Origin of the sequence: Streptomyces sp. NPDC053474 (assembly GCF_044544845.1) — a bacterium.
Lineage (GTDB): Bacteria > Actinomycetota > Actinomycetes > Streptomycetales > Streptomycetaceae > Streptomyces.
This window is the reverse complement of record NZ_JBITXV010000021.1, coordinates 133,651-156,747: the sequence shown is the minus strand read 5'-3', so window position 1 is coordinate 156,747 and position 23,097 is coordinate 133,651. Positions and strand designations below refer to the sequence as shown.

24 protein-coding genes are annotated in these 23,097 nt (G+C 72.2%); 10 read left to right on the top strand and 14 right to left on the bottom strand.

Going from position 1 to position 23,097, the window contains the following annotated elements:
* Positions 1-372 precede the first annotated feature (372 nt).
* Complete coding sequence (locus ACIG3E_RS36565) at positions 373-1,014, bottom strand: DNA-3-methyladenine glycosylase (protein WP_399624578.1); 642 nt, start codon at positions 1,012-1,014, stop codon at positions 373-375.
* A gap of 201 nt (positions 1,015-1,215) precedes the next feature.
* On the opposite strand from ACIG3E_RS36565, the gene ACIG3E_RS36560 reads away from it, so the two are divergent.
* From ACIG3E_RS36560 to ACIG3E_RS36550, 3 genes are all read left to right on the top strand, one after another.
* The gene (locus ACIG3E_RS36560; protein WP_399624576.1) at positions 1,216-1,998 is read left to right on the top strand and encodes a sporulation protein; all 783 of its coding nucleotides are present in this window, start codon (positions 1,216-1,218) and stop codon (positions 1,996-1,998) included.
* A 105-nt stretch (positions 1,999-2,103) separates the two neighbouring features.
* A complete protein-coding gene (locus ACIG3E_RS36555) occupies positions 2,104-2,643 on the top strand; it encodes a YbhB/YbcL family Raf kinase inhibitor-like protein (protein ID WP_399624574.1) in 540 nt (179 codons plus the stop codon).
* A gap of 155 nt (positions 2,644-2,798) precedes the next feature.
* Positions 2,799-3,305 carry an HNH endonuclease gene (locus tag ACIG3E_RS36550; RefSeq protein WP_138958911.1) on the top strand — a complete coding sequence of 169 codons (507 nt, stop codon included), beginning with the start codon at positions 2,799-2,801 and terminating at the stop codon, positions 3,303-3,305.
* Positions 3,306-3,371: 66 nt separating this feature from the next.
* Here ACIG3E_RS36550 and ACIG3E_RS36545 read toward each other — a convergent pair whose 3' ends face one another.
* From ACIG3E_RS36545 to ACIG3E_RS36535, 3 genes are all read right to left on the bottom strand, one after another.
* The gene (locus tag ACIG3E_RS36545; protein WP_399624571.1) at positions 3,372-4,319 is read right to left on the bottom strand and encodes an SPFH domain-containing protein; all 948 of its coding nucleotides are present in this window, start codon (positions 4,317-4,319) and stop codon (positions 3,372-3,374) included.
* A 147-nt stretch (positions 4,320-4,466) separates the two neighbouring features.
* Positions 4,467-4,895, bottom strand: coding sequence for an NfeD family protein (locus ACIG3E_RS36540; RefSeq protein ID WP_399624569.1), 429 nt, complete (start codon positions 4,893-4,895; stop codon positions 4,467-4,469).
* A 48-nt stretch (positions 4,896-4,943) separates the two neighbouring features.
* Complete coding sequence (locus ACIG3E_RS36535) at positions 4,944-5,735, bottom strand: ABC transporter ATP-binding protein (protein WP_138958914.1); 792 nt, start codon at positions 5,733-5,735, stop codon at positions 4,944-4,946.
* Between the two features lie 132 nt (positions 5,736-5,867).
* On the opposite strand from ACIG3E_RS36535, the gene ACIG3E_RS36530 reads away from it, so the two are divergent.
* Positions 5,868-6,671, top strand: coding sequence for a hypothetical protein (locus tag ACIG3E_RS36530; RefSeq protein ID WP_399624566.1), 804 nt, complete (start codon positions 5,868-5,870; stop codon positions 6,669-6,671).
* 278 nt (positions 6,672-6,949) lie between these two features.
* Here the strand turns inward: ACIG3E_RS36530 and ACIG3E_RS36525 are convergent, their stop codons facing one another.
* The 4 genes from ACIG3E_RS36525 to ACIG3E_RS36510 form a co-directional block, all read right to left on the bottom strand.
* A complete protein-coding gene (locus tag ACIG3E_RS36525; RefSeq protein WP_399624563.1) occupies positions 6,950-7,192 on the bottom strand; it encodes a chaplin in 243 nt (80 codons plus the stop codon).
* A 113-nt stretch (positions 7,193-7,305) separates the two neighbouring features.
* Positions 7,306-7,551, bottom strand: coding sequence for a chaplin (locus ACIG3E_RS36520; RefSeq protein ID WP_399624560.1), 246 nt, complete (start codon positions 7,549-7,551; stop codon positions 7,306-7,308).
* 195 nt (positions 7,552-7,746) lie between these two features.
* Complete coding sequence (locus ACIG3E_RS36515) at positions 7,747-8,421, bottom strand: response regulator transcription factor (RefSeq protein ID WP_242716196.1); 675 nt, start codon at positions 8,419-8,421, stop codon at positions 7,747-7,749.
* Positions 8,414-9,559 (bottom strand): GAF domain-containing protein, encoded by a 1,146-nt coding sequence (locus ACIG3E_RS36510; protein WP_399624558.1) that lies wholly within the window; start codon positions 9,557-9,559, stop codon positions 8,414-8,416. Before ACIG3E_RS36510 ends, ACIG3E_RS36515 begins: the two co-directional genes overlap by 8 nt.
* A gap of 283 nt (positions 9,560-9,842) precedes the next feature.
* On the opposite strand from ACIG3E_RS36510, the gene ACIG3E_RS36505 reads away from it, so the two are divergent.
* The 3 genes from ACIG3E_RS36505 to ACIG3E_RS36495 all read left to right on the top strand — a co-directional run bounded on the left by ACIG3E_RS36505 (position 9,843) and on the right by ACIG3E_RS36495 (position 12,629).
* A complete protein-coding gene (locus tag ACIG3E_RS36505; RefSeq protein WP_399624556.1) occupies positions 9,843-10,544 on the top strand; it encodes an SDR family NAD(P)-dependent oxidoreductase in 702 nt (233 codons plus the stop codon).
* The gene (locus tag ACIG3E_RS36500) at positions 10,541-11,638 is read left to right on the top strand and encodes an S-adenosylmethionine:tRNA ribosyltransferase-isomerase (RefSeq protein ID WP_399624554.1); all 1,098 of its coding nucleotides are present in this window, start codon (positions 10,541-10,543) and stop codon (positions 11,636-11,638) included. Before ACIG3E_RS36505 ends, ACIG3E_RS36500 begins: the two co-directional genes overlap by 4 nt.
* 301 nt (positions 11,639-11,939) lie before the next feature.
* Positions 11,940-12,629, top strand: a complete 690-nt coding sequence (locus ACIG3E_RS36495) for a transglycosylase SLT domain-containing protein (RefSeq protein WP_399624552.1) — start codon at positions 11,940-11,942, stop codon at positions 12,627-12,629.
* A 122-nt stretch (positions 12,630-12,751) separates the two neighbouring features.
* Here ACIG3E_RS36495 and ACIG3E_RS36490 read toward each other — a convergent pair whose 3' ends face one another.
* Positions 12,752-15,394: an FHA domain-containing protein gene (locus ACIG3E_RS36490; RefSeq protein ID WP_399624550.1), complete on the bottom strand. Its 2,643-nt coding sequence runs from the start codon at positions 15,392-15,394 to the stop codon at positions 12,752-12,754.
* A 308-nt stretch (positions 15,395-15,702) separates the two neighbouring features.
* On the opposite strand from ACIG3E_RS36490, the gene ACIG3E_RS36485 reads away from it, so the two are divergent.
* Together ACIG3E_RS36485 and serB are read left to right on the top strand one after the other, a co-directional pair.
* Complete coding sequence (locus tag ACIG3E_RS36485; RefSeq protein ID WP_399624547.1) at positions 15,703-17,418, top strand: streptophobe family protein; 1,716 nt, start codon at positions 15,703-15,705, stop codon at positions 17,416-17,418.
* A 319-nt stretch (positions 17,419-17,737) separates the two neighbouring features.
* On the top strand, positions 17,738-19,006 hold the full coding sequence (gene serB / locus ACIG3E_RS36480) for a phosphoserine phosphatase SerB (RefSeq protein ID WP_399624545.1): 1,269 nt from the start codon (positions 17,738-17,740) through the stop codon (positions 19,004-19,006).
* Between the two features lie 76 nt (positions 19,007-19,082).
* Here serB and ACIG3E_RS36475 read toward each other — a convergent pair whose 3' ends face one another.
* The 4 genes from ACIG3E_RS36475 to ACIG3E_RS36460 all read right to left on the bottom strand — a co-directional run bounded on the left by ACIG3E_RS36475 (position 19,083) and on the right by ACIG3E_RS36460 (position 21,810).
* Positions 19,083-19,601, bottom strand: a complete 519-nt coding sequence (locus ACIG3E_RS36475; RefSeq protein WP_399624544.1) for a SixA phosphatase family protein — start codon at positions 19,599-19,601, stop codon at positions 19,083-19,085.
* 129 nt (positions 19,602-19,730) lie between these two features.
* A complete protein-coding gene (locus tag ACIG3E_RS36470) occupies positions 19,731-19,952 on the bottom strand; it encodes a hypothetical protein (protein ID WP_399624543.1) in 222 nt (73 codons plus the stop codon).
* A gap of 191 nt (positions 19,953-20,143) precedes the next feature.
* The gene (locus tag ACIG3E_RS36465) at positions 20,144-20,260 is read right to left on the bottom strand and encodes an SGM_5486 family transporter-associated protein (RefSeq protein ID WP_107065829.1); all 117 of its coding nucleotides are present in this window, start codon (positions 20,258-20,260) and stop codon (positions 20,144-20,146) included.
* A 164-nt stretch (positions 20,261-20,424) separates the two neighbouring features.
* Positions 20,425-21,810, bottom strand: a complete 1,386-nt coding sequence (locus ACIG3E_RS36460; protein WP_399624542.1) for a CynX/NimT family MFS transporter — start codon at positions 21,808-21,810, stop codon at positions 20,425-20,427.
* A 172-nt stretch (positions 21,811-21,982) separates the two neighbouring features.
* Between ACIG3E_RS36460 and ACIG3E_RS36455 the strand changes: the two genes are divergently transcribed.
* Positions 21,983-22,663 carry a FadR/GntR family transcriptional regulator gene (locus ACIG3E_RS36455; RefSeq protein WP_399624539.1) on the top strand — a complete coding sequence of 227 codons (681 nt, stop codon included), beginning with the start codon at positions 21,983-21,985 and terminating at the stop codon, positions 22,661-22,663.
* A gap of 13 nt (positions 22,664-22,676) precedes the next feature.
* On the opposite strand, the gene ACIG3E_RS36450 is transcribed toward ACIG3E_RS36455, so the two are convergent.
* The gene (locus ACIG3E_RS36450) at positions 22,677-23,072 is read right to left on the bottom strand and encodes a hypothetical protein (protein WP_399624537.1); all 396 of its coding nucleotides are present in this window, start codon (positions 23,070-23,072) and stop codon (positions 22,677-22,679) included.
* Between the last annotated feature and the right edge of the window lie 25 nt (positions 23,073-23,097).

Here is a 23,097-nt window from a genome sequence, read left to right as displayed (position 1 = left end):
GGCACGCTGTTGAGTTCTCAAGGAACGGACGCTTCCTTTGTACTCACCCTCTCGGGCTTTCCTCCGGGCGCTTCCCTTCGGTATTTCGTGTTTCCAACCCTACCAGATCCGTTTTCCGTTCCGTTTCCGGTTCGGATTTCATTTCCGGTGGCCGTTGGAGGGCCTTTGCCTTTCGGCGTGGTCACTACTTTAGCGGATTCTCCCGGCGACTCATAATCGAGTCTGCGGATTCGAATTTCGGCATGCGGACATGCGAAATAGGACCCCGCGAAGGGGAAGTCGTAGGTAGTGGTTGGCCGCTTCCGGCTGCAGGCTGAATGCCGTACCCGGGTCAAGCGGCTCGGGCCACATTACGGACCTGCCAACGCCGCGTCAAGTTCGTCGGCGCCGGGGCGTATGGGCCCGATAAGGGCTGACCGTGGGGTCGTTGGCCGCCCAGAAGCGCCAGGGGTGGCCGCTGCCCTCGCCGCCCACTCCGGTTCGGGGTCCGTTCTTGACCTGGTCGGGGTGGGTGGGCGTCCCGGTGAGGAGGCTGAGCGGCGCCTCGGGGCCCGCGCAGAAGTCGGCGCCGTTGAGAGCGCGGTCCACGTCGAGGGCCGTGGCCAGGCGTGCGGGTCCTTTGGCCAGTTCCTTGTCGTTCCGGGCCGAGAGTCGACGTTTGCGGGCCAGCTCGGCGCCTTCGACCACCTCGCCCGCGCGCAGCAGCACCCCGCTCGCGGTGCCCTCCGGGCCGCACACGACGTTGAGGCAGTGCCACATGCCGTAGGTGAAGTACACGTACGCGTGCCCGGGCGGGCCGAACATCACGTCGTTGCGAGCGGTACGGCCCCGATAGGCGTGCGAGCCGGGGTCCGCCTCCCCCTCGTACGCCTCGACCTCCGTCAGGCGCAGCGCGATCGGGCCGTCCGGGGAGGCGCGCACGAGGACGCGGCCGAGCAGGTCGGGGGCCACCTCCAAGACGGGGCGGTCGAAGAACTCTCGGGGCAGGGGCGTACGGTCAGGTCCCGCGATCATGCCGAACGAGCGTAGTGCACCGGATGTGTGCGGGTTCGGCGCGGAGGGCGGGCGGAGCCTGGCCCGAGGGCCTTCTCGCCGCGAGGGTGGGGACACGAGGGTGAGAGCGCGGAACCACACGCGCGCTGGTCGCGTTTGTACGGATCGAAGTCGACGATCCGATCGAATCAAGCCACAGGCAGGGTCCTGGGGAGGAGAGTCATGGGGTTCAAGAAGCTCCTTGCGAGTCTGGGTGCCGGCGGCGCGTCCGTCGAGACGGTGCTGACCGAGGCCAACGTCGTGCCGGGTGGTGTGGTCCAGGGCGAGGTGCGCATCCAGGGCGGCTCCGTCGACCAGCGGATCGAGGGACTCTCCGTGGGTCTGCAGGCCCGGGTCGAGGTCGAGGGCAACGACCAGGAGTTCAAGCAGGACATCGAGTTCGCCAAGCAGCGCCTCGGCGGGGCCTTCGAACTGAAGGCGAACGCGGTGCACGCGGTGCCGTTCGGGCTCGACATCCCCTGGGAGACGCCGATCACCCACTTCGCCGGGCGCGAGCTGCACGGCATGAACATCGGCGTGACGACGGAGCTGGCGATCGCCCGTGCCGTGGACTCCGGTGACCTGGACCCGATCCACGTCCACCCGCTGCCCGCGCAGCAGGCCGTCCTCGACGCCTTCGGGCAGCTGGGCTTCCGCTTCAAGAGCGCCGACATGGAGAAGGGCCACATCCGCGGCACGCGCCAGAAGCTGCCCTTCTACCAGGAGATCGAGTTCTTCCCGCCGGAGCAGTACCGCGGTCTGAACCAGGTCGAGCTGAGCTTCGTCGCCGACGACCGCGAGATGGACGTCGTCCTGGAGATGGACAAGAAGCCCGGCCTGTTCAGCGAGGGCAGCGACTCCTACAAGTCGTTCACGGTCGGTCTCCACGACTTCCAGGGCACGGACTGGGCCGCGTATCTGAACGCGTGGCTGTCCGAGGTCGGCAGTCGGCGCAACTGGTTCTAAGGCCTAGGCTCGGCAGCGCGGACGACCGCCGTGATCGTGGACGGTCGCCGCGGAGCAGGACCGTTGTCTGTACCGATCAGTCCCTACCGATCAGGAGGTGCCTACGTGGCCGAGGTCAACAGGCCGCCGCTGCCGCACGACTTCCACCCGCCCGTGCCGTCGTTCACGGTCGCGAGCACGGACTTCGAGGCGGGCGCGACGCTGCCGGACGCTCAGGTGTACGCGGCCGGGAACACGTCGCCGCAGCTGCGGTGGGAGGGGTTCCCGCCGGAGACGAAGAGCTTCGCCGTGACGTGCTTCGACCCGGACGCCCCCACGGGGAGCGGATTCTGGCACTGGGTCGTGTTCGACATCCCGGCCTCGGTGACCGAGCTGCCGACCGGCGCGGGCACCGGCAAGTTCGACGGCCTGCCCGAGGGCGCGGTCCAGGTGCGCAACGACTACGGGACGAAGGACTTCGGCGGCGCCGCCCCGCCGCCCGGTGACCCGGCGCACCGCTATGTGTTCACCGTGTACGCGGTCGACCAGGAGAAGCTGGGCCCGGACGCGGACGCCACGCCCGCCGTGGTCGGCTTCAACCTGCGGTTCCACACGCTCGCGCGGGCGCACGTGGTCGCCGAGTACGCGGCGCTCGCGGAGGACTAACACCCGCCGACCGTTCATGGAACGTTTGCCCGCCCCTGGTCTTGGAAGTGATCAGGGGCGGGCATCTTTTATTGCGTTGTCCATCCCGGCGTGCCCGGCCAGAGTTGATCCAAGCCCGCCAGGGGGTGGGCCGGTGCACACGGGAGGTGGGCGAGATGCGAGACACGCTGGTCCTGAACGCAAGCTTCGAGCCGCTGTCGACGGTGACGCTGAACCGCGCCGTCGTGCTGGTCCTCCAGGACAAGGCCGTCGTGGAGCACGCCCACCCCGGGCTGCGGATGCGCGCCGCCGACCTGGATCTTCCGGTGCCCCGGGTGATCAGGCTCTGCCGGTACGTACGCGTGCCGTTCCGAAGACGTGCTCCATGGTCTCGGCGCGGTGTGCTGGTGCGCGACCGGCACCGCTGCGCGTACTGCGGCAGGCGCGCGACGACCGTGGACCACGTGGTGCCGCGGTCCCGGGGCGGCGCGGACAGCTGGCTGAACACGGTGGCGTCGTGCGCCCTTGACAATCACCGCAAGGCGGACCGGACGCCGGAGCAGGCGGGGATGCCGCTGCTCAGGCAGCCGTTCGAGCCGACGCCCGCCGACGCGATGCTGCTCGCGCTCGGGCGCGAGGACCTGGAGGCCCTGCCCGACTGGCTGGGACAACCGGCCGCCTGAGTGCCGGTACGAGGCTGGGGCGGCACTCTTCGAAGAGTGCGGCCCCAGCCTCGTACCGTACGCGCGTCAGTCGATGGGCGGCTGTTCGCGGCGCTCCACGCTGCCCGGGGTCTTGGGGGCGGCGGGGCCGCCGCCCCCGATGGGGCCGAAGTTGCCGAGCGCGCCGCCGAGGCCCTTGAGGGCGTCGCCGATCTCGCTGGGCACGATCCAGAGCTTGTTGGCGTCGCCCTCGGCGATCTTCGGGAGCATCTGGAGGTACTGGTAGGACAGCAGCTTCTGGTCGGGGTCGCCCGCGTGGATGGACTCGAAGACCGTGCGGATGGCCTGGGCCTCGCCCTCGGCGCGCAGGGCGGCGGCCCTGGCCTCACCTTCGGCGCGCAGGATCGCGGACTGCTTCTCACCCTCGGCGCGCAGGATCTCCGACTGCCGGACACCCTCGGCCTGGAGGATCGCGGCGCGCTTGTCACGGTCGGCGCGCATCTGCTTCTCCATCGAGTCCTGGATGGAGGTCGGCGGCTCGATGGCCTTGAGCTCGACGCGGTTGACGCGGATGCCCCACTTGCCGGTGGCCTCGTCGAGGACGCCGCGCAGGGCCGCGTTGATCTCCTCGCGGGAGGTCAGGGTCCGCTCCAGGTCCATGCCGCCGATGATGTTGCGCAGGGTGGTGACGGTGAGCTGCTCGATGGCCTGGATGTAGCTGGCGACCTCGTACGTCGCGGCGCGGGCGTCGGTGACCTGGTAGTAGATGACCGTGTCGATGTTCACCACCAGGTTGTCCTGGGTGATCACCGGCTGCGGCGGGAAGGGCACGACCTGCTCGCGCAGGTCGATGCGGTTGCGGATGGAGTCGATGAACGGGACGACGATGTTCAGGCCCGCGTTCAGGGTGCGGGTGTAGCGGCCGAAGCGCTCCACGATGGCGGCGCTGGCCTGCGGGATGACCTGGATCGTCTTGATCAGGGCGATGAAGACCAGCACCACCAGAATGATCAGGACGATGATGATTGGTTCCATCGTGGTTCCCCACAACCCTTCGTGCTTCGGCTTTTCCGGAGGATCTTGGCGATCTCGCTGCGAGTCTGTCAGAACGCCGCCTGCCCCGTGGGGGGTTCCGATCACCCGGCGGCGTCGTACGGCGGCCCGGCGGACGGCTTCGCGCCGTCACATGACGACGGCGGTCGCTCCGTCGATCTCGACGACGTCCACCTGCTGGCCGGCCTCGAAGGTCTGCTCGGTGTCGAGCGCGCGGGCCGACCACACCTCACCGGCGAGCTTGATGCGGCCCCCGGAGGCGTCGACCCGCTCCAGGACGACTGCGGACCTGCCCCTCAAGGCGTCGATTCCGCTGGCCAGTTCGGGCCGTTGGGAGCGGTGCCGGTTGGCGATGGGCCGTACGACGGCGATCAGGGCGACGGAGACGGCGGCGAAGACGATCGTCTGCGCCGCGACTCCGCCGCCGACGGCCGCGGTCGCCGCGGCCGCCACGGCGCCGACGGCCAGCATGCCGAACTCCGGCATCGCGGTCATTACCAGCGGGATTCCCAGACCGACCGCGCCGATCAGCCACCACACCCATGCGTCGATGTCCACATAATCATGGTAGGGCCGCGGCTCCCGTTACGGACAGGGCGTGCCGGGTCAGCCGAGCGGCAGGCCCTGCGCGCTCCAGCGGTCGCCCCGCTGCTCGACGACCAGCGGCAGGCCGAAGCAGAGCGAGAGGTTGCGCGAGGTCAGTTCGAGCTCCAGGGGGCCCGCGGCGAGGACCTCGCCCTGGCGGATCATCAGGACGTGCGTGAAGCCCGGGGCGATCTCCTCGACGTGGTGCGTGACCATGATCATCGAGGGGGCGATGGGGTCGCGGGCGAGGCGGCCGAGCCTGCGCACGAGGTCCTCGCGGCCGCCGAGGTCGAGGCCCGCGGCGGGCTCGTCGAGGAGCAGCAGCTCGGGATCGGTCATCAGGGCGCGGGCGATCAGGGTGCGCTTGCGCTCGCCCTCGGAGAGGGTACCGAACCGCCGGTCCAGGTAGTCGCTCATGCCGAGGCGGTCGAGGAAGGCGCGGGCGCGCTGCTCGTCGACGTCCTCGTAGTCCTCGCGCCAGCCCGCGGTCATGCCGTACGCGGCGGTGAGGACGGTCTGCAGGACGGTCTGGCGCTTCGGCAGCTTGTCGGCCATGGCCATGCCGGCCACGCCGATGCGCGGGCGCAGCTCGAACACGTCGACCTTGCCGAGCTGTTCGCCGAGGACGGTGGCGGTGCCCTTGCTCGGGAAGAGGTAGCTGGACGCAACGTTGAGGAGGGTGGTCTTGCCCGCCCCGTTCGGGCCGAGGATGACCCAGCGCTCCCCCTCCTTGACCGACCAGGAGACCTGGTCCACCAGAGCCCGGCCCTCGCGGACCACGGATACGTCCTTAAGCTCCAGTACTTCGCTCATGAGCGCGGTCTCTCCCATTGCAGTCTCGGCTGTCGCGGCGCCCGTGGATTTCGCTGTGGACGCAGCCCCCGGATAAAACCTACGCCACTGGCCGACCGTTCCCGTGCGGAGGCCGGTCCTTAGGCTGTGTGCATGCTCTCGGAACCACGCTCAGGACGCTTGGCCGCATGGGGAAACGCCCTTTTGGCCGGACTTGTTTCACCGGACGACGCGGTGCACGCGATCGTGGGTGACGACGCGGTGCACCGCGTCGAGGGGCTGCCCGGGGAGTCGGCGCCCGTCGGTCTGACGCTCGCGCTCGGGCGGCTGCGAGGGCTCGGCGCGACCGGGTTCCGGGTGGCGCTGCCCGTGCCGGGCCATCCGCTGGGGCTGAGCGGGCCGCCCGACTTCAACGCGCGGGCGCTGGAGGCCGAGGAGGCCGTCGTCGCGTCCGGCGCGGCGTTCGGTCTCGTGCCCGAGGTGTACGAGGCCGGGCCCGAGGAGGCCGCGGACGCCGAGGACGTCCATGTGGAGGTCGTGTGGCACTGCCTGCCGGTGCGGGAGGCTCCGCCCGCCGACGTGCCGTCGCTCGGTGAGGCCGAGCGGGAGCTCGCGGAGGCGATGCGGGAGGCCACGCGGGTGCTCTCGCGGCTCGACGTGGCGGCGTCGGGGCCGCTCGCCGAGGCGGCGCTCGACGCCTACCGGGCACGGGCGGAGCGGGGGCGCGAACTCCTCGCGCCCGGGTATCCGCCGCGCGCGGTACGCGTGTTGGAGCTGGCGCAGCGCGTGGGCCTCCTGGTGTCGATGGCCTACGACCACGGGCACGGCGGGGCCGTGAGCGCCTCGGAGATGACGGCGCGGGCAGGCGCCCTACAGCCGGTGGAGCGAACGGCTCGGCGAGCACAGGTAGCCGCGTACAACGCGTACGTGGAGGTGCTGGAGGGCGGGCGGGGGTAGGGGGGCCTTTGCGGGTGCCCGGGGGCGGGCGGATGCCGGGGAAGCGACGCGGGGCGTCAGCCTGGGCGCGGACGCAGGGCGGCTCTAGCCGGGGGCGTGGGCGCAGGGGTGGTGCTCAGGGCGTCGATGCGGGGCGGATGCCCGAGAACCGTCGTGGGCAGACGCGCGGCGGCAGACGCGCGAGAGGTGTCGCGCGCGGCTGGTGTGCGGGGGTGGGGGTGGGTGTGCGGGACCCCGCGGACCGGGGTCCGCGGGGTCCTGGGCCCGTGGGTGTCGCGTCAGTGGTTCGCCGACTGGTTGCCGAACGCGGGGTTGAGGATGCCGACCACGTTCGCGCTGTTGCCGGTGGCGTTCACCGGGATGTGGATCGGGGCCTGCACGAGGTTGCCGGAGCCGATGCCCGGGGAGTTCTTGGCGTTGCCGTCGGCGTGGGCGTCGGTGGCGGAGGCGGCTCCGGCGGAGGCGCCCGCGGCGATACCGGCGACGGCTACGGCCAGGGCGGCCTTCTTGGCGATGCTCATGGGTGTGTTCCTTCTGGTGGCGCTGGTGGCGGGGGCCCCGGCCGTGCGGCCGGGGCTGTGCGGGGCGACACCGACGCGCGCGGCCGGGTGGGGGGAGGCCGCGCGCGAGCGGGTCAGACGTTCTCGCAGACGTTCCCGAAGGTGGGGTTCAGGATGCCGACGACGCTGACGCTGTTGCCGCAGGCGTTCACCGGGATGTGCACCGGGGCCTGGACCAGGTTGCCGGAGACGACACCCGGGGAGTTCTTGGCCTGGCCGTTGGCGTCGGCGCCACCGTGGGCGGAGGCCATACCGGCGCCGGCGACCAGCAGGCCACCCGCCATCATCGTGATGGCCGCGGCCTTCTTCACGTTCTTCACTGCTGAAACCCTCCTAGCGGAAGCTGCGGCTGAGGTGCCGCAGCACGCACTGGAGAACGGCCGCGCACCCTGGGGGATGCGCCATCCGGGGGACATCCACACGACGGTATGAATCTCATCCCGGAACGCGACGGTCCGTACTGACCGCGCCCGGTGTGCGCCCGGGGCGCTCGCCGCCCCGGCGCACCAGGGGATTCAGCCCGCCACGCCGTGGCGCACGGCCCAGAGGGCGGCCTGGGTGCGGTCGGCGAGGTCGAGCTTCATGAGGATGTTCGACACGTGCGTCTTGACGGTCTTCTCGGAGAGGACCAGGGCACGGGCGATCTCGCGGTTCGAGCGGCCGTCCGCGATCAGGCCGAGCACCTCGCGCTCCCGCTCGGTCAGGGAGCCGCCTCTCCCCTGCGAGTTGTTGGCCTCCTCCTGGGACAGCAGGGCGCCCGCCACCTCGGGCTGGAGCAGGACGTGTCCGGCGTGCACGGAGCGGATGGCTCCGGCGAGGGCGTCGGGGTCCACGTCCTTGTACACATAGCCGGCGGCGCCCGCGCGCAGGGCGGGCACGACCGTGCGCTGCTCGGTGAAGCTGGTGACGATGAGCACGCGCGCGGGGTTGGCCAGCTCGCGCAGCTTGCGCAGGGCTTCCACGCCGTCCATGCCGGGCATCTTGACGTCCATCAGGACGACGTCCGGCTTCAGCTCCTCGGCGTGCGCGACGCCTTCGGCGCCGTCGGAGGCCTCGCCGACGACCTCGATGTCGTCCTGGATCTCCAGGAACGTACGCAGGCCGCGGCGCACCACCTGGTGGTCGTCGACCAGGAGCACCCGGATCCGCCGTGTGACCGGGGCGGGCACCGCCCCTTCGTTCTCAGCCACCGGGAACCTCCATCTCGATCGTGGTGCCCTTGCCGGGCTCCGATGCCACGGTCAGCCGTCCGCCGACCCCGCCGGCCCGGTCCCGCATGGAGACCAGGCCCAAGTGCCGCCCGGCGCGGCGCGTCGCGCGCGGGTCGAATCCCTTGCCGTCGTCGGTGACGCGCAGCACCGCGCCCGTGCCGTGCCGCTCCAGGGCGACGCCCACGCACGCGGCCTCGGCGTGCCGCAGCGCGTTGTGCAGGGCCTCCTGGGCGACGCGCAGCATGGCCTCCTCCTGGGCCGCGGGCAGGGCGCGCACGCCGGTGCTGGTGAAGGTGACCGTGGCCGAGTGGGCGCGGTCGAGGACCTGGACGTGGGTGCGCAGCGTGGCGACGAGGCCGTCCTCGTCGAGGGCGGCGGGGCGCAGCTCCACCACGGCCGCGCGCAGCTCGTCGGCCGCCTCGGCCGCGAGCGCGGCCACCTGCTGGAGCTCGCCCTTGGCGCGGGCCGGGTCCCGATCGACCAGGGCGGTGGCCGCCTGGGCCGTCAGGCGCAGCGAGAACAGCTTCTGGCTGACGGCGTCGTGCAGCTCGTGGGCGAGCCGGGAGCGCTCCTCGGCGATGGTCAGCTCGCGGCTGCGCTCGTACAGCCGGGCGTTGGTGAGGGCGATCGCCGCGTGCTGGGCGAGGATCGAGAGCAGTTCCTCGTCGTCCTCGTCGAAGCCGCAGCCGCCGGTGGGCTTCGAGCAGTTCTTGTTGGCGAGGAACAGGGCGCCGAGTGTCTCGTCGCCGTGCCGGATGGGCAGGCCGAGGAAGTCGGACATGTCCGGGTGGGCGGACGGCCAGCCCTCGAAGCGGGGGTCCTCGCGGACGTCGGCGAGCCGCTCCGGCTCGGCCTTCTGGAGCATCGAGGCGAGGATGCCGTGCTGGCGCGGGAGCGGGCCGATGGCCTTCCACTGCTCTTCGGTGACGCCGTCGACCACGAACTGGGCGAAGCCGCCGTGGTCGTCGGGGACGCCGAGTGCCGCGTACTCCGCGGAGAGCAGCTCGCGGGCCGAGACGACGATCGTCTTGAGGACGTCGCGCACCTCCAGCTGGCTGCTCATGGCGAGCAGGGCCGAGCTGACCGCGTACAGCCCGGACCGGGGACCTTGACTCATGCGCCCACCGTACCGGCGGGGTGTGACAGGCCGTATCCGACCTGTGGCGGCAGGGGGGGTAGGGCGCTGGGACTAGGTCGTGGGGCCCTCGATCCCCCGCCGTAGGACGGCCCGGCGCCGTAGGCCGAAGAGCCCCGGAACGTCCCGTCCGGCGTACGAGGCGCCAAGGCGGGGTCCGTTCCTACCGTGAGGCCACCGGCCGCGGCACAGGGGCCGGACGGGCCGTGCGCACCGACGGACCCACCAGCGCGACGACAGACCGACAGGACGAAGGGGGCAGGCCATGCCGGTGGCGATCATCACGGGGGCTTCGAAGGGACTGGGGCGGGCGCTGGCGGCGGCGCTCGCGGGGCGCGGCTGGGACCTGGTCCTGGACGCGCGGACGGACGCGGTGCTCCAGGAGGCCGCGCGGGAGCTCGGCGGCCGTGGCGGGCGCGTGCGCGCCGTCGCGGGGGACGTCACGGACGCCGGGCACCGCGGCGCCCTGGTGGCGGCGGCGCGCGCCTTCGGCGGGCTCGAACTGCTGGTGAACAACGCGAGCGCGCTCGGCGCCGCGCCACTGGTCCGCCTGGAGGCGCATCCCCTCGACGGCCTGCGGCAGGCCCTGGAGACGAACGTGGTGGCTGCGCTGGGGCTCGTGCAGGAGGCGCTGCCGCTGTTGCGTGCCTCGCGCGCGGGCGGGGCGGTGGTCAACGTCAGCTCCGACGCGGCGGCGGAGGCGTACGAGACGTGGGGCGGGTACGGGGCGTCCAAGGCGGCCCTCGACCAGCTGACCGCGGTGCTCGCCAAGGAGGAGCCGGGGCTTCGGGTGTGGGCCGTCGATCCGGGCGACATGCGCACGGACCTCTATCAGGCGGCGGTGCCGGTCGACGACACCTCGGGGCGGCCGCTGCCGGAGACGGTCGTGCCCGCGTTCCTTCGGCTGCTGGACGAGCGTCCGGCGAGCGGGCGGTACGCGGCCCCGGCGCTCCTGTCGGTGTCATGACGCTCTCGGTGCGGGTGCCCGATGGCCTGCGCGCGGCGCTGCCGGTGGAGCGGCGGGGCCGTGGTCTGCGCCGGGATTCCGTACGGCTGCTGGTGTCGCGGGGCGGTGCGGTGTCGCACCACGCCTTCACGGAGCTTCCGGAGCTGCTGCGGGCCGGTGACGTGCTGGTCGTGAACACCTCGCCGACGCTGCCCGCGGCGGTCGACGGGCGGATGGGCCACGCGCGCGTAGTGGTGCATTTCTCGACGCTCGGGCCGGACGGGCGGTGGGCCGTGGAGCTGCGGGAGCCCGACGGGAGGGGCACCACCCGCGCGCGGGCGGGCGGGCCCGAGGGAGCGGTGGTCGAGCTCCCCGGGAAGGTCGGCTTGGTCTGTGAGGAGCCGCTGAGCGCGGACAGCGGGCGGCTGTGGTGGGCGCGGGCGGCCGTGGACGTGCCGCGGCTGCTGCGCCGCCACGGGCGGCCCATTCGTTACTCCTATACGGAGCGGGACCAGCCGCTGTCCGCGTACCAGACGGTGTTCGCCGTGCCGTCCGCCGACGGCATGGGGAGCGCGGAGATGCCGAGTGCGGCGCGGCCGTTCACCGCGCGCCTGGTGACGCGGCTCGTGAGCCGGGGCGTGCAGTTCGCGCCGGTCCGGCTGCATACGGGGGTGGCGTCGCCGGAGGCGCACGAGCCGCCGTACCCGGAGCGGTTCGAGGTGCCGGCGGCGTCGGCGCGGGCGATCGAGGCGGCACGGGCGGGCGGCGCTTCCTCGACGGGGCGGGGCGGGCGGGTGATCGCGGTCGGTACGACGGCGGTGCGGGCCGTGGAGTCGGCGGCCGGTCCCGACGGGGTGGTGCGGGCGGCGGCGGGGCGCACCGGCCTGGTGGTGACGCCGGAGCGGGGCGTGCGGGTGGTGGACGGGCTCCTCACCGGTCTGCACGAGCCGGAGGCCTCGCATCTGCTGATGCTGGAGGCGGTGGCGGGCCGGGCCGCCGTGGAGCGGGGTTATGCCGAGGCGGTACGCCGTCTCTACCTGTGGCACGAGTTCGGCGACGTACACCTCGTCCTCCGGGAGGAGTCTGCTCACCGAGAGCATTGCTTCAGCAACTGATGGTGAAACTGTTACGCGTCCGATGTGAGCCCGCGCATAGGACGCACATCACGTACGAAGCGCCTTAGTGGAGGACAGGACGCAGTAAAGGAAGGCTAAGCGCGGGTCTCGGCGCGGGCCGTCGACCCCCCGGTCCACTATCGCGGATCGTACGTCGCAGCTTTGCCACCGAATTTTGCGCCCGCTAAGAATTGCTCCCGTCGCTCGGCGCCGCGGTCCTCGCACCGCGGCGTTTTGCCGGTAGCAACACGTCCCCCGCCGGTGCCAGAGCGGCCTCCCGATACGAAGAGGTCCACTCCGCATGTCCAAGCGCACCCCCTCTGGTCATAGTCGCTCGACCCTGACCAAGGCCCAGAAGTTCTCGATCGCCGGTGTCGCCACGCTCGGCGCCGCCGCCCTCGCCTTCTCCATCGCGCCGGGCAGCTCCCAGACCGAGGCGACGCAGGCCGAGGCCCTGGGCGCCCACGCCGCCGCCTGGTCCGTGCCCGCCAAGACGCAGCAGGCCGTGCACGAGAACGTCAGCAAGCAGCACGCCAACGCCGACAAGCAGGCCAAGGACGCCGCCGCGAAGAAGAAGGCCGAGGACGAGGCCGCGGCGAAGAGGAAGGTCGAGGAGGACCGCAAGGCGAAGGAGGCCGCGAGCCGCGCCGCCGCGCGCAAGCCGGTCTACGCCAACAACCTCGACGGCTGGATCCGCCAGTCCCTCGACATCATGAAGAGCAGGGGCATCCCCGGCTCGTACGAGGGCCTGCACCGCAACATCATGCGGGAGTCCACGGGCAACCCGAACGCCATCAACGGCTGGGACATCAACGCCCAGAAGGGCACCCCGTCGATCGGCCTGCTCCAGGTCATCCAGCCGACGTTCAGCGCGTACCACGTCGAGGGCACCTCGACGAACATCTACGACCCGGTCGCCAACATCACCGCCGCCGCCAACTACGCGGCCCACCGGTACGGCTCGATCGACAACGTCAACGGCGCCTACTGAGCCGCACCTCCAGGATCGGACCTCCCCCGAGGCCGAGCTCACAGACGCCGAAGGGCGGCACCCCGTGCGGGTGCCGCCCTTCTTCGTGTGCCCGCTCCGCGTGACTCCGCGGGCGAGCGGTGCTACTTGCGCATGACCTCCGGCTCGTGGCGGCGCAGGAAGCGGGCCACGAGGAAGCCGCAGAACGCGCCGAGGGCGAGCAGCGCGGCCATGTCCATGACGTAGGCGCCGCCCTCGTGGTCCCACAGCGGGTCGGTGCTGCCCGGGTCGTCCGGGTTGGGGCTGATCCTGTTGAAGTCCAGCGTGCTGCCGGCGGCGGCCACCGCCCAGCGCGAGGGCATCAGATACGAGAACTCGTTGACGCCGACCGTGCCGTGCAGGATGAACAGACAGCCGGTGAACACGACCTGGATGATCGCGAACATGACCAGCAGCGGCATGGTCTTCTCGGCGGTCTTCACCAGGGCCGAGATGATCAGGCCGAACATCATCGAGGTGAAGCCGAGGCCCATGATCGGCAGGGAGAGTTCGAGCAGCACCTGGCTGCCGAGGACCAGGCCCTTGTCCGGGATCTCCCGGGTGGAGAAGCCGATCGCGCCGACCAGGGCGCCCTGGAGCACCGTGATCATGCCGAGGACGATGACCTTGGACATCAGATACGCGGAGCGCGACAGACCGGTCGCGCGCTCGCGTTCGTAGATCACCCGCTCCTTGATCAGCTCACGTACGGAGTTCGCGGCGCCCGCGAAACAGGCGCCGACCGCGAGGATCAGGAGCACCGTCGTGGCCGTGCCGTTCGGGATGATCTTGCCGGTCTTCGGGTTCACGACCGGCAGCAGGCCCTTGTCCGGGTCGATGAGCAGGCTGACCGCGCCGAGCACCGCGGGCAGGATCAGCATCAGCGCCATGAAGCCCTTGTCGGACGCGATGACCGACACATAGCGGCGGATCAGGGTGATCAGCTGTGAGCCCCAGCCCTGCGGCTTGGGCGGCTTGATCGCCTGCGGCGGCGGCATGTGTACGGACTGCGCGGCGACGGCGTCGATGTCCGCGGCGTACATCTGGTAGTGCTGCGAGCCCTTCCAGCGGCCCGCCCAGTCGTAGTCGCGGTAGTTCTCGAAGGCGGAGAAGACGTCGGCCCAGGTGTCGTAGCCGAAGAAGTTCAGGGCCTCCTCGGGCGGACCGAAGTACGCCACCGAGCCGCCCGGCGCCATCACCAGGAGCTTGTCGCACAGCGCCAGCTCGGCCACGGAGTGCGTGACGACGAGGACCGTGCGGCCGTCGTCGGCGAGCCCGCGCAGGAGCTGCATGACGTCGCGGTCCATGCCCGGGTCGAGGCCCGACGTGGGCTCGTCCAGGAAGATCAGCGACGGCTTGGTGAGCAGCTCCAGGGCGACCGAGACGCGCTTGCGCTGGCCGCCGGAGAGGGAGGTGACCTTCTTGTCCTTGTGGATGTCGAGCTTCAGCTCGCGCAGGACCTCGCCTATCCGCTGCTGGCGCTCCTGCTCGCTGGTGTCGGCGGGGAAGCGGAGCTTGGCCGCGTACTTGAGCGCCTTGTTGACGGTCAGCTCCTTGTGCAGGATGTCGTCCTGCGGGACCAGACCGATGCGCTGCCGCAGCTCGGCGAACTGCTTGTACAGGTTCCGGTTGTCGTAGAGGACGTCGCCCTGGTTGGCGGGCCGGTAGCCGGTCAGCGCCTTGAGCAGGGTGGACTTGCCGGAGCCCGAGGGGCCGATGACCGCGATCAGGGACTTCTCCGGGACGCCGAAGGAGACGTCCTTGAGGATCTGCTTGCCGCCGTCGACCGTGACGGTCAGATGGCGCGCGGAGAAGGAGACGTCACCGGTGTCGACGAACTCCTCAAGGCGGTCCCCGACCAGGCGGAACGTGGAGTGGCCGACGCCGACGATGTCGTTCGGGCCGATCAGGACCGTCGACGCCTTGGCGATCGGCATGCCGTTGACGTACGTGCCGTTGTGCGAGCCGAGGTCGCGCAGTTCGAAGCGGCCGTCGGGCGTCGAGGTGAACTCGGCGTGGTGCCGCGAGACCTGGAGGTCGGAGACCACCAGCTCGTTCTCCAGGGCGCGGCCGATGCGCATCTTTCGGCCAAGCGCGAACTGGTGGTACGTGGTCGGGCTGCGGTCGCCGTAGACCGGCGGGGCCCCCGCCGCGCCACCGGGTCCCACGCCCGCGCCCGGGCCCTGCTGCGGTGGCACCTGCGCGTGCTGCGGCTGCGGTGCGTGGTGCTGCGGCGCCTGCTGCCAGGCCTGCTGCTGCGGCATCTGCTGCTGGTGCTGCTGATACTGCGGCGCCTGGTGCTGCGGCTGTGCCGCCCAGCCCGGGGCCTCCTGATGGCCAGGTCCTGCCTGGCCAGGGGCCTGCTGCGGCGGGGCGTGCGCTGCCTGTGGCGGGGCGTGCTGCGTCTGCTGCTGCGCGCCCGGCGCGGACATGGCAGCGGCGGCGGCGCCGGGCGCGCCGCCGGAGAGGACGAGCTGCGGCCCGTCCGTCGCGTTGCCCAGATGGACGGCCGACCCGGGGCCGATTTCCCTCTGGTGGATCCGCTGCCCCTGCACGAAGGTGCCGTTGGTGGAGCCGTGGTCCTCGATGACCCAGCTCCGGCCGCTCCAGCTGATCGTCGCGTGCCGCCAGGAGACCCTGGCGTCGTCGAGCGCGATGTCACCCTGCGGATCGCGTCCGAGGGTGTAGGTCCGGGACGCGTCGAGCGTCCAGGACCTGCCATTCAATTCCAGTACGAGTTCCGGCACTCCATGCCCCACTGAGTTGTCCCCCGAGTTGCCCCCATCTATGGGGAGTCTAGGGATGTCGAACATCGGGAGGAACTATTTCAGGCGAAGGCCTCTGACCGAAAGTCGGGCCTTGTGAAGACTGCGTACGGGCCACTATGACTGCCCCGTTGACGGGGCAGATATCGCCTCGGAAAGTGGTAAGGGCTCTCAGCGAGTACGGATCACGAGCATGCCGCACATATCGACCATGTCACCCATGTCGTCGATGTCGCCCCTGCCGTGCGTCCACGGGCCGAGGGCGACGCGCGGCGAGCTCGGGGGGTCTGATGGTGAGCGGCGGGTACGAGGGCGGGCGGCGGAGCGTGCCCTGGGGGGACGTCCTGCTCTCCGCGATCGCAGCGGTCAGCTGGGCGTTGATCGGCATGGCGGGTACGGCGGCCTTTGGTCTGCACCTGCTCGGCGCGGACGCCGCGGCGTCGCTCGGGCCGATGACGGCGGCGGCGATCGCCCTGGGCGTCGGCGGCTCCATCACCCCATCCGGTGATGTGTCGGCCTTCGGCCTCAAGGGTGCCGAGGCGACCACGGCCATTGACATCGCGCCCTTGGGCGTGGGTCTTGCCGGGGCGGTCCTGCTCGCCTACTTCTTTTTACGTTCCCTGCGCGGCGCGGGAGTTGTGATCTCACCCGCCGAACTCGCCGCGCGCGCCGGTGCGGTGATCGCGCTCTTCGTCGGGATGCTCGGCGGACTCGCCTGGGCCGGTCACGACATCATCACGATCAACGGCGAACAGCTCGGCATCGACAAAGGAATTGACAAGGGAATCGACAAAGGGCTCGGTGACCTTCCCGGCGGCATCGGCGACCGGATTCCCGACGGCCTCAAGGACATCGGCGGCATCGGTGACATCGGCGGGCTCCTGCCCGACCGGCTGCGCGACCTCGTCGAGGCGAAGGCCGCGGTCGGCTTCACCGTCGACACCGGAGCCACCCTGCTCGGTGGCGCGATCTGGTCGGTCGTGGTGCTGCTCATCGCGCTGCTCGCGTCCCGCCGGACGCCCCTGCCGCCCGGCTTCGACGTCGTCCACCGGCTGCTGCGGCCCGCCGCGTCTGCCCTCGTCGCGGTCGCCCTGATGGCCGTCGCCGCGGGGCTCGCCGCGGCCGCGTACGCGGCGATCGGCGACGACCACCCCAAGCGGGTCGTGGGCGGCGCGCTCCTCGGCACCCCCAACGGCGTCTTCCTCGGCCTGCCCGTCGGTCTCTTCGTCCCCTACGACGGCGAGGCCTCGGGCGCCCTGACGCGGTTCCTGCCGGACCCGGTGGACGATCTGCTGAGCGGCTCCGACAAGCCCCTGACGCTGGGGCGACTCGCCGAACTCGACGGCCGGGTGTGGCTGCTCGGGGTCGCGACCGCGGTGATGATGCTGTTCGCGGGGGTGCTCACGGCGGTACGCAGTCCGCTGGCGCGGGCCTCGGCGCACCCGAGGGGCGTGGCCGGGTTCGTCGCGCGGTGCGCGCTGACGCTCGGGGCGGTCACGGCGGTGGCCCTGCCGCTGATGGCGTGGCTGACCGGGGTGTCCGCGGACGCCTCCCTCTCCGTCCTCGGCTTCGACGCGTTCGGGGCCGGGCTCGAACTGCACGGGGACCTGACGCTCGCCGCGCTCCTCGGCGCGGCGTGGGGGGCGGGGGCCGGGGCCGCCGGGGCGCTGCTCGCGCGGGCCACCGGGGCGGCGGGGGGCCGGGTGGCGCCGCTGGCGTCGGGCCCGCAGGCCGCGTCGGCCCCGGACGACGTGGGGCCCTACCGGCAGAGCACGCCCTACCGGCCGCCGCGGGCCGAGACGAACCCGTACTTGCGGGTGCCGGACGGGGGGCCTGCCCCTGGGGCGGGTGGGCCGCCGCCCGGCAGCGGGGCGCCGACCGTCGCGAGCCCTGTGCCACCGCCGCCGCCGGACGGGGCGAAGCGGGGGCGGCGGGGGGCGCGGGAGTGGCCTGCGCCACCGCCTCCCCCGCCGCCGCCACCGCCACCCCCGAAGCGGAGGCCCTGACCCCACGCAGGGTGCCCCCAACCCACCGAGCCGCGGCGCTCCGCGTCGGGGCCGGGCCCCGCAAGGCCGGAGCGCTTTGGGTGGGCGGGTGGGAGGGCAGTCGCCGCGACAGCGGCGGCACCCACCGAGCCGCAGCACCCGGGGGAGCCGAGCAGCCCGCGCGGCAGCGACGGCACTCCCGCCCAGGCGGGGAGTGACAGCAAGACGGGCACCGAGCGAGCACAGCGGGGCCGGGGGATGAACAAGGGGGCGAGGGGGTGTCCGGCAGCCGGACACCCCCGTCACCCGGCCCGCGCCGCCAGCTACCGTGGGGATCACCATGAGTGCCTCCACGCCCCCCGCGCCCCCGGGCGCCCCCGCGCCGCCCGGCACCCCCTCGCCGGTGGGCGCCAACGCTGATCTCCCCACGCTGCTCGTCAAGATCTTCGGCAAGGACCGCCCCGGCATCACCGCCGGCCTCTTCGACACGCTCGCGGCGTACTCCGTGGACGTCGTCGACATCGAGCAGGTCGTCACCCGGGGCCGGATAGTGCTGTGCGCACTGGTCACCGCGCCGCCGCACGGCCTCGAAGGGGATCTGCGGGCCACCGTCCACTCGTGGGCGGACTCCGTGAGCCTGCAGGCCGAGATCATCTCGGGCCGGGGCGACAACCGCCCGCGCGGCCTCGGCCGCTCGCACGTGACCGTGCTCGGCCACCCGCTCACCGCCGAGTCGACCGCCGCGATCGCGGCGAGCATCACGGGGACCGGCGGGAACATCGACCGCATCTTCCGACTCGCCAAGTACCCGGTGACGGCGGTGGAGTTCGCGGTGTCCGGCACGGAGACCGAGCCCCTGCGCACGGCGCTCGCGCTGGAGGCCGCGGCGCTCGGCGTCGACGTCGCGGTCGTCGCCGCGGGGCTGCACCGCCGCGCGCAGCGCCTGGTCGTGATGGACGTCGACTCGACGCTGATCCAGGACGAGGTGATCGAGCTCTTCGCAGCGCACGCGGGCTGCGAGCCGCAGGTCGCGGAGGTGACGGCGGCCGCGATGCGCGGCGAGCTGGACTTCGAGCAGTCGCTGCACGCCCGCGTCGCCCTCCTCGAAGGGCTCGACGCCTCGGTGGTGGACAAGGTCCGCTCGGAGGTGCGGCTCACCCCCGGCGCGCGGACGCTCATCCGCACCCTCAAGCGCCTCGGCTACCAGGTCGGCGTGGTCTCCGGCGGCTTCACCCAGGTCACGGATGATCTGAAGGAACGTCTCGGCCTGGACTTCGCCCACGCCAACACCCTGGAGATCGTCGACGGCAGACTCACCGGCAAGGTGACGGGCGAGGTCGTGGACCGCGCGGGCAAGGCCCGGCTGCTGCGCCGCTTCGCCGACGAGGCGGGCGTCCCGCTGGAGCAGACCGTCGCGATCGGCGATGGCGCGAACGACCTCGACATGCTCAACGCCGCCGGTCTCGGCGTCGCGTTCAACGCCAAGCCGATGGTCCGCGAGGCCGCCCACACGGCCGTCAACGTGCCGTTCCTCGACACCGTCCTGTATCTGCTCGGCGTCACCCGCGAAGAGGTCGAGGCCGCGGACATGCACCTGGACCACGAGTAGCCCGCCGCTCTCCGAAGGGCCCGGCACCCCTGGGGTGCCGGGCCCTTCGCATGGGTCGGCGGGTCCTGCCGTGCCGCTAGGCGGAGGGCGCCCAGTAGTCCACCAGCGTCGCCGTGCCGGGCTCCAGGCCCTTCCACGAGCCGGTGTACGTGAGGACGGCGAACGCCGAGGTGGGAAAGCCCCGGCGGTTCATCCGCACCTGGGCGTCGCCCTCGGCCTCCCCGGCGAGGACGTCGGCGAGGCCGTGGACGCCGGGGTTGTGGCCGATGAGGATCAGGTCGCGCACGTCGTCCGGGGTCTCGTTGAGCACGGCGATCAGCTCGCCCGGGGAGGCTTCATAGACCCGGTCCTCGTACACCGTCCGGGGACGCTGCGGGAGTTCCTGGACGGCGAGCTTCCAGGTCTCGCGGGTCCTGGCGGCGGTCGAGCACAGGGCCAGGTCGAAGACGATTCCGGTGTCGGCGAGTTTGCGGCCGGCCACGGGGGCGTCCTTGCGGCCGCGCTCGGCGAGCGGACGCTCGTGGTCGGACACCTCGGGCCAATCGGCCTTCGCATGCCGGAAAAGGACAATCCTGCGGGGTTCTGCGACGCTCATGCGTCCCAGCTTCGCATGAAACACGCCATCGGGCGCAGGGAGTTGGCGGGCTCTCCCGCCAGGGGTGACGGGGCGTCCACCGGGTGTCTCCTGAGGTGGCGAGGACGCCCACGACCAGGTACGAACGCCTTACTGGAGGGAGGCGAGAAGCTCCCTGACGCGCTCGAAGAGGTGGGTGACGACGGGCTCGCCCCTGGCCGCGTGGGCATCCACCGGGTTCAGTATCAGCAGGAGCAGGGCGGCGAAGGCGACCGCGGGCAGGGCGATGGCCCACCACGGGAGCTGGATCTCGACCGCGGCCGGCTCCGCCCGCTCTGCCGGGTCGCGTCGGGTGTGCGCACGGGCCGACATGCCGCCTCCAAGAACCTTCGAGTGCTCCGTGCCGCGTTGTCGCGGCCACATCTCGAAGGTACGGAGTCCCGGCCCCTCGGCCCATCCGGTGATCCACCCAGATAACCCTGACACTGACCCCCTAGGGGATGGTGGGGCTAGCACCACCATCCCGCGGTGGAGGGCGGGTTCGCCGGTGATCCGGCGGGGCCTCAGGGCGAGGCGACGGACGCGATGATCCCGATGATCACGGTGATGGCCAGCATCGCGCCGAGCACGATGAGGAGCTTCTTCTGGCCGTTCTGGGGGTTCGGGTCGAGCACTGGCATGCCGCAAGTCTCCCATCCCGGGCCGGTGGGCCCGCCGTCGGGGTGCGCGGGCCCCGGCCGGGGCCGCCGACGCCCGCCCTCGACCCGCGGGACCCGCCCTCGGCCCGCGGGGACCCGCCCTAGGCCCGGGGCGGCTCGCCCCCGGTGGCGGGCGGGCCGCCGGGTCAGGCCGCGGCCTTCGCCGCCACCTCGTCCTCGATCGTGCGGTCGCGGCCCGCCAGGAAGCCGACCGCGATCTGCGGCACCATCAGGCCCGCCATGAGGGCGAGCGGCAGGCCCCAGCCCCCGCTGTGCTGGTAGAGCACGCCCACCAGGAGCGGACCCGGAATCGAGATCAGATAGCCGGTGCTCTGCGCGAAGGCGGAGAGCTTGGCCACGCCCGCGCTGCTCCTGGCGCGCATGCCGACCATGGTGAGCGCGAGCGGGAAGGCGCAGTTGGAGATGCCGCACAACAGCGCCCACGCCCAGGCGCCGCCCGCCGGGGCGAGGTACAGGCCCGCGTACCCGGCGAGACCGCAGGCGCCGAGGACGACCACGACGGGGCCCTGGTGGGGCAGCCGGGTCGCCACGCGCGGGATCACGAAGGCGAGCGGCACGCCCATGGCCATCGTGACGGCGAGCAGCACCCCGGCCTCGCTCGCGGGCACGCCCGCGTCCCGGAAGATCTGCGGCAGCCAGCCCATGGTGATGTAGGCGGCGGTGGCCTGGAGCCCGAAGAAGCAGGCGAGGGCCCAGGCCGTGCGGCTGTGGGTGACGCGCAGCGCGTCGTCCTCGCGCCGGACGGCGGCCGGGGCCCGCTCGGCGGCGGCCGCCCCGGTGCCGCGCTCGCGCACCAGCGGCAGCCACGGCACGACGGCGACGACGGCGAGCACCGCCCAGACGCCGAGCCCGGTGCGCCAGCTGCCGCCGAGCGCGTCGGTCAGGGGCACGGTGACGGCGGCGGCCAGGGAGGTGCCGAGGGCGAGGGCCATCGAGTACAGGCCGGTCATCGAGCCGACGCGGTCGGGGAACCAGTGCTTGACGATGACCGGCATCAGGACGTTGCTCACGGCGATACCCATGAGGGCGAACGCGGTGGCGGCCAGGAAGCCCGCGGTGCCCCCGATGAAGGGGCGGACCAGCAGGCCGGTGGCTATCGCGGCCATGCCCGCGCACACCACGGCGCCGGAGCCGAAGCGCCGGGCCAGGCGTGGGGCCTGGCTGCCGAAGAGGGCGAAGCACAGCGGCGGCACGGAGGTGAGCAGTCCCGCGAGGGTGCCGCTCATGCCGAGCCCGTCCCGCACCTCTTCGAGGAGCGCGCCGAGGCTGGTGATGGCGGGCCGGAGGTTGAGGGCGGCGAGGACGATGCCGACGACGATCAGTCGCGTCGCCCACGCGCGCGGGGCGGTCGTTCCACCCGGCTCGACCGGCGCGTCCGCGGCGCCGCGCGCCGGTCCGCCGCCGTTCGCACCCGCCGGGCCCGCCGCGGCGGGCGCCTGCCGCACGGCCGCTCCGGCCGGTCCCGGTGGTGTCATCGTCCCGCGTGTCGTATCCGCTTCCTCACTGACCATGAGAGTCATCATAGAATCATGGGATGATTGCCTGTCCAATCCTCGATGGACTCACCGGGCTCAGAGGGGCTCACCGGACCGACAGGCTGAGCGGGTCCACAAGGTCCCGCCCGGCGCGCGGTGAGCCCGCCGTGCCCGACGACATCGCCGCCGACCTCGCCGAAGGAAGCACATGCCGCTGACCACCCCGCGCCGCTCCGCGCTGTCCGAGCAGGTCATCGCCGCCCTGCGCAATCAGATCTCGTCGGGCGAGTGGCCGGTCGGCTCCCGCATCCCCACCGAACCCGAGCTGGTCGAGCAGCTCGGCGTGGCCAGGAACACGGTCCGTGAGGCCGTGCGCGCCCTCGCCCACAACGGCCTGCTCGACATCCGGCAGGGCTCGGGCACGTACGTGGTCGCGACCAGCGAGCTGGCGGGCGTGATGCAGCGCAGGTTCGCCGACGCCGATCCGCGGCACATCGCGGAGCTGCGCGCCACGCTGGAGTCGAGCGCCGCGAAGCTCGCCGCCGAGCGGCGCACTGAGCGGGACCTGAAGCAGCTGGACACCCTGCTCGCGCGCCGCGAGGAGGCGTGGGCGTCGGGCGACGCCGAGGCGTTCGTGGCGGCCGACGCGACCCTGCACATGGCGGTGGTGGCCGCGTCCCACAACGACGTCCTGATCGCGCTCTACGCGGACCTGGGCGAGGTGCTGCGGGACTGGCTGCGCGAGGACATCGGCAAGGAGCTGACTCCGGCGGCGTACATGGACCACGGCCGTCTCGTCGAGGCGATCCGCGCGCGGGACGCGGACGCGGCAGCCACGGAGGCGGCCAGCTACCCCTACCTGTGCCACCCGGAGCGGCTCAGCGGCTGAGCGGCCCCCGGGGTCAGCGCTGGTGGCTGATCCACACCGAGCGGACCTCTTTCCAGCAGCGGCCCGCGAGCCGCACCGTCATGGCGGGCCCGGCCGCGACCGGACGGCTGTCGCTGTCGATGTCCCACCACCGGTCGCACTCGATGTGCAGCCGCAGCCGGTCGGTGTCGGGGTACGGGTTGTGGCAGTACGCGACGACGTGAGAGCCGACGACGTTGCTGCGGCACTCCGCGCCGAACGGCCGGTCCGCCGCGGCCGGGCGCGGGTCGGGGGCCGCGCTCGCGGGCCGCTCCTGGTCCTCCCGCGCGCGCTGCCCGGCCGCGTGGGACGCCGCGTGGGACACGGCGTCGTACGGCAGGGTGATCAGGAGGGCGAGCGCGGCGAGCGCCGCACCGGGGGACCAGCGCACACTCCAGGGTGCGCGGCCCGGCCCC